The sequence below is a fragment of the Mucilaginibacter segetis genome (assembly GCF_016522075.1).
GTDB lineage: Bacteria > Bacteroidota > Bacteroidia > Sphingobacteriales > Sphingobacteriaceae > Mucilaginibacter > Mucilaginibacter segetis.
Window position 1 is genome coordinate 839,202 of sequence record NZ_JAEHFW010000002.1, and the last position, 12,649, is coordinate 851,850.

The window sequence follows — 12,649 nt, forward strand, 5'->3', positions numbered from 1 at the left end:
TATATGGTTAAACTATTTTAAACTCATTATCTTCCAGGGTTTTAAGCCATATTTGTATTGTTTAAATTATGCAAACATAGTATGGTAAGGCAAAGTGTCAGTAAAATTAGACACTCGTGTATATCTGTTAATGATGTTTTAAACCTGATTTTTTCCTGAGGTAATTATCCAGCAGAAACAAACCCATCACTAAATCAAAAAACAGGAAGCCTTTTATTAACGGTCCTGTAAAATAGCTTTTAATTGCAGGGAGTTTTATTAATTCAGGTGTTTTAATGGTTGTGCCGGCCGTCCAGTTAACGGTGCTAAATGCAAATACCAGTAATGCCGCAACAGTAATGATAAAAAATGCTGATATGCCTAAAATAATACGCGTATCAATAGCTGCTTTTAATGGCTGCCGTGCATTTTCGGTACGGATGGTTTCCATCACTTTATAGGTAAATGCCATTGGTGGTTCATCCATTTCCATGCCCGTAAATTCGTTGTTAAGCAATAACAATTCATTGTACTTGCTTTTATATGCTTCATTGTTAGCAATAAGCGTAGCAATGGCTTTATGCTCATCTATTGAGCAGTTGCCATCAATATAATTCCAAAGTTTTTCTTCTATACTGTTCATATCAGCTCTTTAACTTCGTGTTTTAAATTGCGCTCCAGCTTTTCTTTTAAACGCTGGCGCGCCCTGAATAGTTTTACCTTAACGGTATTGGCCTCTATCCCTAAAGCTTGTGCTATTTCCTCTAAAGATTGCTCACCTTTATAAAAAAGGGTAATAATGGCCGCATCATCAGGCAATAGCTGTTCTATAGCCTGATTTAGATAGTATGACCTTGATTTATTTTCGATATTATTAACATCATATGTCCCCGGTTTATTTTCTATTTGTATATAAGTAGCCTCGTCATCAATAGAGGAGGTATCAATACGCTTTTTTCGCAAAAAGGTCATGGCGGTGGTATAAACAATACTATATAGCCAGGTACTGAACTTTGACTGCCGCTGAAAAGAGGCGAGTGAGCGATAAGCTTTTATAAAGCAATCCTGTGCTATTTCTTCTGCATCCTCCCTGTTTTTTGCAAAACGCATTGCCAGGGTAAAAACAAAGCGCTGGTGCCGCTTTACCAGATCGGCGTATGCCGACTGGTTGCCTGCCAATGTTTGTTCTATCAACTCAATATCTGAAAGCTTGCTTTGCATATACAATCTCTCTGACTACAACTGGATGATTAAGGTTACAACAATATTGAAAATTAGGTTCAGGAAACCGGAAGCAACAATACTTATTAAAAGTAGCAATAAATACACTTATACAGGATTGTAATGTGAAAAGAATAGCCTTAGTATTATTTTTTCGATCAGCCTGTAACCTGATCGAAAAAGTTGTTGTCATAGGTTACAAATACATCAGTAATTGGTGGCTTAACAACAAAATTTATTCACTTTAAAAAAATATCATATTATGAACGACGCAAGAATATTAATACCGATTTTGATCTCCTTAGGTTTTTTTGCAATGGTGTTTGGAATCTTTTATATCAGGAACCGGGAACGCATGGCGATGATCGAAAGAGGAATGGACCCCAGAAGTTATAAAACCCAACCAGCGCCTTATCAGAATTTAAAATGGGGCTTATTACTTATAGGCGCGGGTTTAGGTTTGTTTTTAGCCTATTTATTAGACCGTACCGTTTTTGTTAGTACCATGGACGATAATGCCGCAATTTATTTTGCCCTTATAGCCTTATTCGGCGGATCGGGTCTGGTGTTATCTTACCGGATAGAAAAAAAGGAACTGTATAATAAGAATAGTGATCTACAATAAAAAGAAGGAATTATCAGATAAAAAAGCGGATAATATGTTACATATTATCCGCTTTTTTTTATTTGGATATCTATTAAAAACTTAGTTATCTTTATATTATTAAACTTATGATCATGAAAAACACATTATTAACTGCTTTGCTTGTTGGTACATGCCTTGCCGCAAGCGCGCAAAAGGAAGAAAAACATGTTAAACTGAGTGATACTACCCAGTTAGTTTACGCTGTTGCAGACAACGGACACACTAAGGATGGTGCTTATTATATAAAGAATTTAAAAAACGACGGTTTGTTTTTAAAAGGATATTACAAAAATGATGAGCGTGCAGGCACATGGTATTTTTTTAATACGCAAAATAAATTAACCATGAGCTACGATTATAATGATAAAAAGATTGGGTATGTAGATCCTAATTCATTGAAAAACATTGCGGTTAACATATTGACTAAGGATGCCGAGGTGAAAGAAAAAGCTTCGGTACCGTTGCCGTTGTGCCCGATAGATTATTACTCATCCTTAATGGCTAGAGAAGCTAATATAGTTAGTGAAGCTGATCTGGACGCGGAGATAACCGCTCATATTGATGCTAAAGGCAATGCAAATTATACAGTTAGGTATATAAAAGGAAAACAGGCAACTCCTGAGCAAACCTTAAAAGTTGATAATAAATTTGATATTGACTGGGTTCCGAGCATGTATGATAATAAACCCATAGCATCCGAATTTACGGTTTATGCAACCATTAAAGCGAACGACAGGGATGCCTATAAAACACGCAGATTTCGTTGGGATAACTAACCAAATTTACACCTAATTAAAAAGCGGCTTTAATATAAGCCGCTTTTTTTATAATAAATATCTTTCCTTTAGGAGTTTTAGGTGATACAACTCATGGCCGGCAATCATATAAATCAATGCCCTTACGCTTACTTTATAATTATTTACAATGCCGCTATTTAAATATTGGTCGGATTTTAAGTCCCTGAACATATAAAGATTTGATGCACGGACAGCTTTAAACTCTTCGGCCAGGCTTTGTATGGTTTGGGTGTTGAAGTGAGCGTTTTCTACATATACATCCTGATCAAATTCAGGCAATTCGGTTCGCTCGCGCGAGAAACAGAATGCTCTGTATCCAAATACACGTTCGGTATCAATCATGTGACCAAGCACCTGCTTAACAGTCCATTTGTTTTCTTCATAAGCATAACCGGCTTGCTGATCGCTTAGATTACTGAAAAAAATGTAGCTCGATTCCTGCAAATCTGTCAGTAGGTCTAAAACATTATCTGGTAGTACAAGCGATACATAGGGTGCTGCATATTCAGGGTATTCTTCAGGCTGCGGTTTGTTTATCATCTTTAATACTTTTTAATACTATTCTGAACGTTGTTCCCTTTCCTACCTCGGAGTCACGCACAAAAATTTGCCCGTTATGGTAATTTTGTATCATACGCTTGGTAAGTGACAAACCTAAGCCCCATCCACGCTGACGGGTAGTGTACCCGGGTTGAAATACGGTATCAAACTTAGAACGGGGTATCCCCTTTCCGGTATCGGTGATATCAATAAATACCTGTTTTTTTAAGCGGTTACCACTTATTTCAACTTTTATACTGCCGGTATCTTCAATTGCATTTACTGCATTCTTTAATAAGTTCTCTAATACCCAATCAAATAAGGGAATATTTAATCCGGCTACTAAATTTCTATTCCCCGAAAGTTCAAAGCTGATCTTTTCACTCACACGCACTTTAAAATAATCAACAAAGTCTTTTACTACATCGTAAACCGCGTGTTCTTCTAATTTTGGTTTTGAGCCGATCTTGGAAAACCGGTCGGCTACAATTTCCAGTCTTTTTACATCATTCTCCATCTCAGCCATCAGCGGATCATCATCGGCATTGAATTTACTCTTTATCAATTCTATCCAGGCCATTAACGAAGAAATGGGCGTACCTAATTGATGGGCGGTCTCTTTAGCCAATCCTACCCACACCTGATTCTGTTCTGATTTGCGGGAAGAGCTGAAAGCCGTGTAAGCCACCATCAGGAATATGGCAATAACCGACAGCTGAATGTAAGGGAATATTTTTAGCTGGCTAAGCAGGTCCGAATCTTTATAATAAACTAACCATGGCTCATTCAATACGGTTAATTTTATAGGCTCATGCTGCCCTTTCATGTATTCCAGCTCATTCTGAAAATACAACGAGTCATATTTTTGTTTTTTTTGTTTAAGCTCCGCAGCCGAAAGTTTCATTAGTGTCTTCCCTGGGTCCAATCCGCGGTAATACTTAATCTCGCCTTTATCATTAGTTACAATTGCCGGTACAGTTAGGCTGTCGCGTACCGCTATAACATAATTCAGGAAATCGTTATCATAAGTGTTAACCAGCTGTTTCATACTTAATGCCCATACCTGCGCGCGTGTACGTTCCGACTGGGCAATGTTTTTTGCGAGGTAACTTGTGTAAAATAATGACCCGCTGGCAATAACTACCGCAAAGGCAAGTAGCGAATATTTCCAGCGTCGCTTTTGTTGATATGGGTTCATGTACTGATGAAAACGCCTAATGTTGGCCCAAATTACATAAAAATGTGATTAGTGTGAATTAGCGGCAACATATAATTAAAGCGCCGAATATCTGCGGTTAGTAAAAAAGCATTACAGCTTTTGCACTACCCTGCTAAACCCTATCTTTGCGGGGTAATGTCAGAAAAAAAAGTAAGAGTCCGTTTTGCGCCAAGTCCTACCGGTGGTTTACATTTAGGTGGAGTGCGTACCGTATTGTTTAACTACCTGTTTGCGAAAAAGCACGGTGGCGATTTTATTTTAAGGATCGAAGATACCGACCAGAGCCGCTATGTAGCAGGTGCCGAGCAATATATATTGGAATGTTTGAATTGGTGCAGTTTAAAGCCCGATGAAAGCCCCGTAGTTGGCGGGCCGTATGCGCCTTATCGACAAAGCGAACGTAAGCCTCTTTACAGGGAATATGCCGAACGACTAATAGCACAGGGGCATGCTTATTATGCTTTTGATACCCCGGAGGAGTTGGATCTGAAACGAAAGGATATTGCCAATTTCCAGTACGGGCATGCGCATCGAATGAGTATGCGTAATTCTTTAAGCTTGCCCATGCATGAGGTTGAGCAACTGCTGCATAACGGAACTCCGCATGTTATACGCATAAAAATGCCCGATGATGAAACCATCAGCTTTAATGATATGATTCGGGGATATGTGAGCTTTGAGACAGCGCAGGTTGATGATAAGGTGATATTAAAAGCTGACGGCATGCCCACCTACCATTTGGCCGTTGTGGTTGACGATTACCTGATGAAAATAACACACGCTTTCCGAGGTGAGGAGTGGTTGCCATCAGCACCGGTACATCTGTTACTTTGGGAATATTTAGGCTGGAAGGACGAAATGCCGCAATGGGCGCATTTACCATTAATATTAAAACCTGATGGGCATGGCAAACTGAGCAAGCGCGATGGTGCAAGATTGGGTTTTCCGGTATATGCCATGAGTTGGACCGATCCAAAAACAGGGGAAATTACCCAGGGATTTCGCGAGTTGGGTTTTTTGCCTGAGGCTTTTGTAAACTTGCTGGCTATGCTGGGCTGGAATGATGGCACCGACCAGGAAATTTTTACGCTGGATGAACTGGTAGAAAAATTCTCCATAGACCGCATAAGCAAGGCCGGTGCTAAGTTTGATTTTGAAAAGGCCAAGTGGTATAATGCGGAATGGATAAAGAACTCATCTGCAGATCAGCTGAAGCTTAAAGTGGCCGAAGTACTTCACGGGAAGGGGATCACTATTATCAACGAGGATTATTTGATTAAAATAATAGATACCGTTAAGGACCGCTGTGTTTTGCTTGCTGATTTTTATCAGCAGGCAGGATATTTCTTTAAAATGCCCGTCGACTACGATATTAATGCTGTTAAACCCAAATGGACCTTATCAAAAACTGAATTTTTCACTGAGTTGAAGAACGCTTTAAGCTACTCCGAAACTTTTGAACCTAACGATCTGGAAGCCCGTTTTAAGGCTCTGGCCGAGGAAAAGAGTTTAAAATTAGGCGAGGTAATGCTGCCTTTCCGTATTATGCTGGTGGGAGGTAAGTTCGGGCCGCATGTGTTTGATATTGCATCGCTCTTAGGCGAGGCGGAAACGTTGAGAAGGATAGATAAAGCGTTAGAAGTGTTTACCGCTTAATTACTGGGGGCTAAGGATCCTCGGTATATAAAATGAGCGATATTATTGCTCGTTTTTTAGCTCTTTGCGCATTACATAATCATTCATCCAATAGGGGCCAATGGGGATGTCTTCTTCGTAAATTACCGTGAAGCCCATTTTTTCGTAAAATGTTTTGGCCTTATTGTAGCGGTTCACGTTTAGATCGAGCAGAGATTTACCCGCTTCCCTGGTTTTTTCTTCTACGGCTTCTATAAGTGTTCTGCCATAACCCTTGCCTTGCGTAACCGGCAGGCAATAAAGCTTGTGCAGTTTATAAATATCCGGGTCTTCTGCCCGGGGAGAATATGCAGCAAAAGCGACCGTCAGGCCGTTTTCTATAAGTAATAAAAAAGTTTGCTGCCGGGTTTGCAACTGTTCTGTTATTTTTTTGCTGGCGTACAGTTCATCAAGCATAAAAATGATCTGTTCCTTTGCTAATATGGATGAGTATGCAGGCCACCACGTTTGTTGTGCTATTTGTACTATAGCATCGGCATCGGCGGCGGTAGCTTCTCTTATCAGGTGCATGTTACTTCTAATGATTTTCTTCTTCGTCGATTATTGGTGTATTGGCAGGTATAGTTTGCCCTACACCAAAATATTCTTCCAGATCTGCCAGCGTTGATGAACTTGTCGCGATATCTTTTATAATTACTCCTTTTTCCATCAGCAAAATGCGTTCGCAAACATCGGTAATGTGATTTAGGTCGTGGCTGGATACGATGGTAGTAACACCATGATTTTTATTCTGGTCTTTCAGTATGTTTTTTAACCGGAATTGTGTACTCGGATCAATATTGGCAAAGGGTTCATCCAGCATTAACAGTTGTGGTTTTTGCAGCAGGCAGGCGCCCACACCCACTTTACACTGGTTACCTTTAGAAAGGTCTCGGATGTATTTGCCTTTTTTTAATATTTCGCCGTTAAAAAAATCAGTTAATGTGGCCAGGTGTTCATCCACCTGTGCATTGGTTTGTTCATGCAGGCCGCCAATAAAATACAAATACTCTTCCGGCGTTAGGTAATCTATCAAAAAGCCTTCGTCCAGGTAGGAGGCAGTGTAGCTTTTCCAGTCCTCGGCACCGGCAACTTTATTGCCTTTTGATAAAACTTCTCCGCTTTCAGGACGTATAAGGTCAAGGATCATACGGAAGAGTGTGGTTTTACCCGCACCATTATTGCCTACAAGCCCGATACTTTCACCCTGTTTAATCTCTAACTGAGGTACGTTTACTACGGTTACGCCATTGTAAACCTTTTTAAGTTTTTTAATCTCTATCATGATTATTTATTTCTGAAGCCTTCGGCTATTTTAAATCGTTTGCTGTAAAAATCTTCTTCCAGTTTTTTTATCCAGAAGTTGCGTGTTAAAATAAATATTATCGCTACAACGGCTATCGCTGCAAAACCGAGGTTTGGATATCCCGCGTATTTAAACGGGAGATAAACCAGGTAAGGCAGCGCTATTAGCGGCAAGGATAATAATAACTGGGTTGCGCCCACGCCTTCCCAGTTCATGGCCGCACCTTTTGAAAGATCGATACGTTTATAGTTGCGATTGGCGAAAAATAATACTATAGTAATGTTAATGCCTAAGTTCCACAGGTACATAATAAAGTGGATCATAATAATGCGCCACCCAAAATATACATAAGGTGTGGTGAGTATAAACGCGATGGTTGATGCTATGGTAAACAGTAGGTATTTTGCCTTTAAAAAGTCGGTAAAGTTAATTTTGCTTACCAGTATCCCGTCAAAATGCGATGACTGCCAACTGTACATAAACTGACCGTAGTTGATGATGAATATCCCGGTCATAAACATCCCTACAAATATTTTTATGGTTTCGCCATAAGCGGCCTGTGTATAAAATATCAATCCGTAAAACATGAAGAACAAACCGATAATAAGTGTAGAGCGCGATCTTTTGTTGCGTAATATCAGTTTTATCTCATTCGCGGCCAGGTCTCCTACTATACCAAAGCGGCTAAGAACAGGTATTTCGGTACTGCTTTTATAAGCTGATGCTTTTTGAGAGCCTAACTCCTCCAGATAAAGATTTTCTTTAAGGTATAGGAAATTGAGCCAATACATGGCAACGCCCAACAATATGGGCAGCAACACCAGATACGGTTTAACGATAAGGTTCCCGAAGAATAAATAGGAGATATTACGCACAGAATAGATATGCCACATAAAATCGCCCAGCATTATCAAAATGAGCACTGCTGCGGCAATTAAAAAAACCCAGCCGTTAAGGTTAGCTTTACGCTTAATATACATAGCCAGGTAATTGTTGAATACCGACAAACCTATGATAGAAATGATAAACGCTATGGCAGATATAGCACCTGCTGCGGGTAATATTACTTTAAGAATAAAAGGAGTAAATAATACTATTGGCCAAAGGTTAAAAAACGAAAGCAAAGCTGTTAAAGCCAGGTAGCCTACTATGCTGTTACGGCGTACCGGAAGATGCAAATAGGGTTGAACCTTAAGTGTAGGTAACTCCTGCAGTTGCAGGCGCAGTAACAGATCTATCAGAAAATATATCAATATAATTCCGCAGAAGGTAACCGTTAGGTCGCTATCGGGTAAAACTTTGCCTAATATTTTATCTAAAAACAGACCGAATATGAGCACATAGGAAAAAAGCAGGAGCAGTAATATGCCCATAACCACTTTTACGCCGATGCTTTTGCCGGTATTCTTAGAGCGCCAAAAGGCTTTAAGCTCATGATTAAAAAAGGTTCCGATCATTTTAAGATGTTTTATATTCAGGATGTTTTTTATGATACCACTTATTGACAAAAACTATAGCAACAGGTATAAGTATGGGTATGTAAGATGCCAGCACAATATTAAAAAAAGCGATTACCAGCGACAGTAAAAATATTATCGGTGCCACAAGCGAGCGTAATTTTGAAACTTTTATAAAGTGACTGTTTTGTAAACCTGTACTTAATTTATTCTTGGGATCACTTACAATGTTTATAAGCCTGATGTTCATGAAACCGGTAAAGCATATATTTGTGACGTAAACTATTACAGGCGTTATCATTGGTGATTGCCAGTATTCACTGTATATTCCTGTGCTGAACGGCATCAACACTATAGAAAATAGCATTAACAGGTTGGCCCAAAGTAACTTGCTGTTGTAATTGTTCACATAACCAAATATACTGTGATGCCCGATCCAAAAGCGACCGATTACAAAAAAACTGATGAGCACTCCAATAAATTTACCAATAGAGTGATTAAATTCCTCTAAAAGATGGCTGTCAGTAAAATCAGACTGTAATTCCGGAATCTTTATTTCAATAATAAGCAAGGTGATGGCAATTGCAAATACAGCATCACTGAACAGGGCGATCCTGTCCATCTGGAATTTTTTGTGGTGAGGGTCAGTTGCATTCATATTCCGGTACGGAAGATAAGTTATTTACTATTATCAGGCAAGTGTTGGTTAAAATATAACCTAAAAGTTAATACTTGTATCTGTCTCCCCAAAGTTTCCTTAGCTTTTCTTTCAACTCTGTTTCGCGGGCATTGTTACCGGGCTGGTATAATTTTGTGCCTTTTATCTCTGCAGGTAAAAAATCGAGCTCGGCAAAGTTGCCTTCATAACTGTGGGCGTACTTATAGTCTTTACCATAGCCTATATTTTTCATGAGTTTGGTAGGTGCATTACGCAAATGCAAGGGTACAGGCAAGTCGCCGGTTGCTTTAACTAATGCCATTGCTGCGCCTATTGCCGTGGTAGCGGAATTGCTTTTAGCCGAAGTAGCCAGGTATATGCAGGTTTGCGAAAGTATCAGCTGCGATTCTGGCATGCCTATCTTGTTTACGGCCTCAAAACAGCTTTGTGCAAGCAGCAGGGCATTGGGATTGGCGTTGCCGATATCTTCTGAAGCCAGTATCAGCATACGGCGTGCTATAAACAGCGGATCCTCGCCGCCGGTTATCATGCGTGCCAGCCAGTAAACAGCACCGTTAGGGTCGCTGCCCCGCATAGATTTTATAAAAGCTGAAATAATATCGTAATGCTGTTCGCCTGTTTTATCATACAGGGCCATGTTTTGCTGTACATGCTCCAGAACCACATCATTGGTGAGGGTGATGGTTTTACTATCAAAAGCGTTTACCAGCAGCTCAAAAATATTCAGCAGTTTTCGGGCATCACCGCCGCTCAGGCGCAATAAAGCCTCGTGTTCCTTTATACTGATATTTTTTTCTTTCAGGATAACGTCCTCTTTTTTGGCCTTATTCAACAAGTTGAGCAGGTCTGTTTCCTCCAGCGGTTTCAGGATATATACCTGGCATCGCGAAAGCAAAGCCGATATTACCTCAAAGGAGGGGTTTTCGGTAGTGGCGCCTATCAGGGTTACAATACCGCGCTCTACGGCCCCTAAAAGCGAATCCTGCTGCGATTTGGAGAAGCGATGTATTTCATCAATAAACAAAATAGGAAGGGTTTCACCCTGTTCTTTAAGTAAGGAAGCTTTTTCTATTACCTCGCGTACATCTTTAACACCGGAGTTAATAGCGCTTAAAGAAAAAAACGGCCTGTATAAGGATTGCGATATGATGTAAGCCAGCGTTGTTTTGCCTACGCCCGGCGGGCCCCAAAATAGCATGGACGGCAAGGTGCCCGATTCAATAGCCTTGCGCAAAACTGCGCCTGGTCCTACCAGGTGTTTTTGCCCAACATAATCGTCGAGCGAAGCGGGGCGCATGCGTTCTGCTAATGGGGGCAGGTTGTTCATATGGTAAAAATCAACAATAGAAACGCTAAATCCTAAAAAAATTAGTAATTTTAATTTAACAATTATATGGCTCATAGGTTTACACTTGAAAATTATCATTCTATCTGCGATGCCCTTGCCTTAACAGATAGCGCGCTTGCTGGTATCATTCAGGAACATGGCTATCCGCCTATGTGGAGCCGCCCAAATACTTTTGAGTCACTGGTGCATATTATTCTGGAGCAACAGGTATCGCTGGCTTCGGCCCGGTCAGCGTTAAATAAACTGCGCGATAAGGTGCAGGAAATAACCCCTGCAAGAGCGCTGCTGCTAACAGAGGCCGAATTAAAAGCATGCTACTTTAGCCGCCAAAAAGCGGCTTACACAAAATACCTTGCGGCGGCAATTATAAGCGGACAAATTGACCTCGCAGCGTTTGAGCAGATGGAGAACGATGATATCCGCCGGCAGCTAACCTCTTTAAAAGGAATAGGCAACTGGACGGTGGATGTGTACCTGATGTTTGTTTTACAGCGTGCAGATATTTTCCCTATTGGCGACCTGGCCGCTGTGAATGCCTTTAAAAAAGTAAAGCAAACCCACCCCGCAATAACACGGGAGGATATACTGGTACTCACTCAAAGCTGGCAACCTTACCGTACCGTAGCTACCATGTTATTATGGCATTGGTATTTGTCTGTTCGGGCCGTGCCGGTTAAATCGAAGTACTTAAAGATTGGCAAATAAAAAAGCCCGCTTTGCAGCAGGCTTTAAATATAACATGGGTTAATATATATTATTTAGTAACGTACATTACCTCTTTAACCGCCTTAACTACCTTTTCAGGGTTTGGTAAGTATTCCTGTATCAGGGTTGGTGCGTAAGGCAATGGTACATCGCCGCCCATTATGCGCAGTATAGGAGCGTCTAAATAATCAAATGCGTCCTTTTGCACTTTAAAAGCAACTTCGGTAGCTATAGAGCCTAAAGGCCAGCTTTCCTCAACAATAACTAAACGGTTTGTTTTTTTAACAGAAGCTATTACGGTATCGTAATCAATAGGGCGAACGGTGCGCAGGTCAATAACCTCAGCGTGTATACCTTCTTTTTCCAGTTCCTCGGCAGCGGCGTTAACCACTTTCATTATTTTGCCAAAGCCTACTAAAGTTACATCGCTGCCTTCTTTAGTTACTTTTGCTTTGCCTATTTCAATATAGTAGGTTTCTTCGGGCACTTCGCCTTTATCACCATACATTAACTCCGACTCCATAAAAATTACCGGATCGGGATCAAGTATAGCTGATTTTAACAGGCCTTTTGCATCGGCAGGATTTGATGGTACTACTACCTTTAACCCCGGGCAGTTAGCGTACCAGTTCTCGAAACACTGGCTATGCTGTGAGCTTAACATACCGGCATTACCGGTTGGGCCGCGGAATACGATAGGCACAGAGAACTGGCCACCACTCATGGACATGATCTTGGCGGCGCCGTTGATGATCTGATCGATAGCTACCAGCGAAAAATTAAAGGTCATGAACTCAATGATAGGACGCAGCCCGTTCATGGCGGAACCAATACCTATACCCGCGAAACCTAATTCAGAGATAGGCGTATCAATAACGCGCTTAGCGCCGAACTCATCAAGCATACCCTGACTTACTTTATAGGCGCCATTATATTCAGCAACCTCTTCGCCCATCAGGTATATTTTATCATCCTTGCGCATTTCTTCCTGCATGGCTTCTCTTAGCGCTTCCCGGAATTGTATTTCTCTCATTATGTTATTAAATAATGTTTTTTAGCGAACGCAAATATAAGCACT

General features: G+C 40.7%; 14 protein-coding genes. 4 read left to right on the forward strand and 10 right to left on the reverse strand.

The window, feature by feature from the left end; translation table 11 throughout:
- Positions 1-127: 127 nt before the first annotated feature.
- Positions 128-622, reverse strand: a complete 495-nt coding sequence (locus tag I5M19_RS13425) for a hypothetical protein (protein WP_200066843.1) — start codon at positions 620-622, stop codon at positions 128-130.
- Positions 619-1,200, reverse strand: a complete 582-nt coding sequence (locus I5M19_RS13430) for an RNA polymerase sigma factor (protein WP_200066844.1) — start codon at positions 1,198-1,200, stop codon at positions 619-621. The genes I5M19_RS13425 and I5M19_RS13430 overlap by 4 nt, the downstream gene beginning before the upstream one ends.
- Before the next feature lie 262 nt (positions 1,201-1,462).
- Here I5M19_RS13430 and I5M19_RS13435 point away from each other — a divergent pair, with 262 nt between their 5' ends.
- Together I5M19_RS13435 and I5M19_RS13440 are read left to right on the forward strand one after the other, a co-directional pair.
- Entirely contained in the window at positions 1,463-1,825 is a 363-nt protein-coding gene (locus I5M19_RS13435) for a DUF6249 domain-containing protein (protein WP_200066845.1), read from the forward strand.
- 113 nt (positions 1,826-1,938) lie between these two features.
- Positions 1,939-2,622 carry a hypothetical protein gene (locus I5M19_RS13440; RefSeq protein WP_200066846.1) on the forward strand — a complete coding sequence of 228 codons (684 nt, stop codon included), beginning with the start codon at positions 1,939-1,941 and terminating at the stop codon, positions 2,620-2,622.
- A 48-nt stretch (positions 2,623-2,670) separates the two neighbouring features.
- On the opposite strand, the gene I5M19_RS13445 is transcribed toward I5M19_RS13440, so the two are convergent.
- Together I5M19_RS13445 and I5M19_RS13450 are read right to left on the reverse strand one after the other, a co-directional pair.
- Positions 2,671-3,183 (reverse strand): DinB family protein, encoded by a 513-nt coding sequence (locus I5M19_RS13445; RefSeq protein ID WP_200066847.1) that lies wholly within the window; start codon positions 3,181-3,183, stop codon positions 2,671-2,673.
- Complete coding sequence (locus I5M19_RS13450) at positions 3,161-4,381, reverse strand: sensor histidine kinase (RefSeq protein WP_200066848.1); 1,221 nt, start codon at positions 4,379-4,381, stop codon at positions 3,161-3,163. Before I5M19_RS13450 ends, I5M19_RS13445 begins: the two co-directional genes overlap by 23 nt.
- A gap of 156 nt (positions 4,382-4,537) precedes the next feature.
- On the opposite strand from I5M19_RS13450, the gene gltX reads away from it, so the two are divergent.
- A complete protein-coding gene (gene gltX / locus I5M19_RS13455) occupies positions 4,538-6,058 on the forward strand; it encodes a glutamate--tRNA ligase (RefSeq protein ID WP_200066849.1) in 1,521 nt (506 codons plus the stop codon).
- 42 nt (positions 6,059-6,100) lie between these two features.
- Here the strand turns inward: gltX and I5M19_RS13460 are convergent, their stop codons facing one another.
- From I5M19_RS13460 to I5M19_RS13480, 5 genes are all read right to left on the reverse strand, one after another.
- Positions 6,101-6,607, reverse strand: a complete 507-nt coding sequence (locus tag I5M19_RS13460) for a GNAT family N-acetyltransferase (protein ID WP_200066850.1) — start codon at positions 6,605-6,607, stop codon at positions 6,101-6,103.
- Between the two features lie 7 nt (positions 6,608-6,614).
- Positions 6,615-7,361, reverse strand: a complete 747-nt coding sequence (locus tag I5M19_RS13465) for an ABC transporter ATP-binding protein (protein ID WP_214653060.1) — start codon at positions 7,359-7,361, stop codon at positions 6,615-6,617.
- A gap of 2 nt (positions 7,362-7,363) precedes the next feature.
- Positions 7,364-8,839 (reverse strand): DUF5687 family protein, encoded by a 1,476-nt coding sequence (locus I5M19_RS13470; protein ID WP_200066851.1) that lies wholly within the window; start codon positions 8,837-8,839, stop codon positions 7,364-7,366.
- Position 8,840: 1 nt separating this feature from the next.
- Entirely contained in the window at positions 8,841-9,497 is a 657-nt protein-coding gene (locus I5M19_RS13475) for a TMEM175 family protein (RefSeq protein ID WP_200066852.1), read from the reverse strand.
- A 67-nt stretch (positions 9,498-9,564) separates the two neighbouring features.
- A complete protein-coding gene (locus I5M19_RS13480; RefSeq protein WP_200066853.1) occupies positions 9,565-10,845 on the reverse strand; it encodes a replication-associated recombination protein A in 1,281 nt (426 codons plus the stop codon).
- Between the two features lie 66 nt (positions 10,846-10,911).
- Between I5M19_RS13480 and I5M19_RS13485 the strand changes: the two genes are divergently transcribed.
- Positions 10,912-11,571, forward strand: coding sequence for a DNA-3-methyladenine glycosylase family protein (locus I5M19_RS13485; protein ID WP_200066854.1), 660 nt, complete (start codon positions 10,912-10,914; stop codon positions 11,569-11,571).
- 49 nt (positions 11,572-11,620) lie between these two features.
- Here the strand turns inward: I5M19_RS13485 and I5M19_RS13490 are convergent, their stop codons facing one another.
- Entirely contained in the window at positions 11,621-12,604 is a 984-nt protein-coding gene (locus tag I5M19_RS13490; RefSeq protein ID WP_200066855.1) for a pyruvate dehydrogenase complex E1 component subunit beta, read from the reverse strand.
- Positions 12,605-12,649 lie beyond the last annotated feature (45 nt).

Coding starts and splice junctions, on each gene's coding strand:
- I5M19_RS13425 (WP_200066843.1), bottom strand. CDS start 622: ATGAACAGTATAGAAGAAAAACTTTGGAATTATATTGATGGCAACTGC.
- I5M19_RS13430 (WP_200066844.1), bottom strand. CDS start 1,200: ATGCAAAGCAAGCTTTCAGATATTGAGTTGATAGAACAAACATTGGCA.
- I5M19_RS13435 (WP_200066845.1), top strand. CDS start 1,463: ATGAACGACGCAAGAATATTAATACCGATTTTGATCTCCTTAGGTTTT.
- I5M19_RS13440 (WP_200066846.1), top strand. CDS start 1,939: ATGAAAAACACATTATTAACTGCTTTGCTTGTTGGTACATGCCTTGCC.
- I5M19_RS13445 (WP_200066847.1), bottom strand. CDS start 3,183: ATGATAAACAAACCGCAGCCTGAAGAATACCCTGAATATGCAGCACCC.
- I5M19_RS13450 (WP_200066848.1), bottom strand. CDS start 4,381: ATGAACCCATATCAACAAAAGCGACGCTGGAAATATTCGCTACTTGCC.
- gltX (WP_200066849.1), top strand. CDS start 4,538: ATGTCAGAAAAAAAAGTAAGAGTCCGTTTTGCGCCAAGTCCTACCGGT.
- I5M19_RS13460 (WP_200066850.1), bottom strand. CDS start 6,607: ATGCACCTGATAAGAGAAGCTACCGCCGCCGATGCCGATGCTATAGTA.
- I5M19_RS13465 (WP_214653060.1), bottom strand. CDS start 7,361: ATGATAGAGATTAAAAAACTTAAAAAGGTTTACAATGGCGTAACCGTA.
- I5M19_RS13470 (WP_200066851.1), bottom strand. CDS start 8,839: ATGATCGGAACCTTTTTTAATCATGAGCTTAAAGCCTTTTGGCGCTCT.
- I5M19_RS13475 (WP_200066852.1), bottom strand. CDS start 9,497: ATGAATGCAACTGACCCTCACCACAAAAAATTCCAGATGGACAGGATC.
- I5M19_RS13480 (WP_200066853.1), bottom strand. CDS start 10,845: ATGAACAACCTGCCCCCATTAGCAGAACGCATGCGCCCCGCTTCGCTC.
- I5M19_RS13485 (WP_200066854.1), top strand. CDS start 10,912: ATGGCTCATAGGTTTACACTTGAAAATTATCATTCTATCTGCGATGCC.
- I5M19_RS13490 (WP_200066855.1), bottom strand. CDS start 12,604: ATGAGAGAAATACAATTCCGGGAAGCGCTAAGAGAAGCCATGCAGGAA.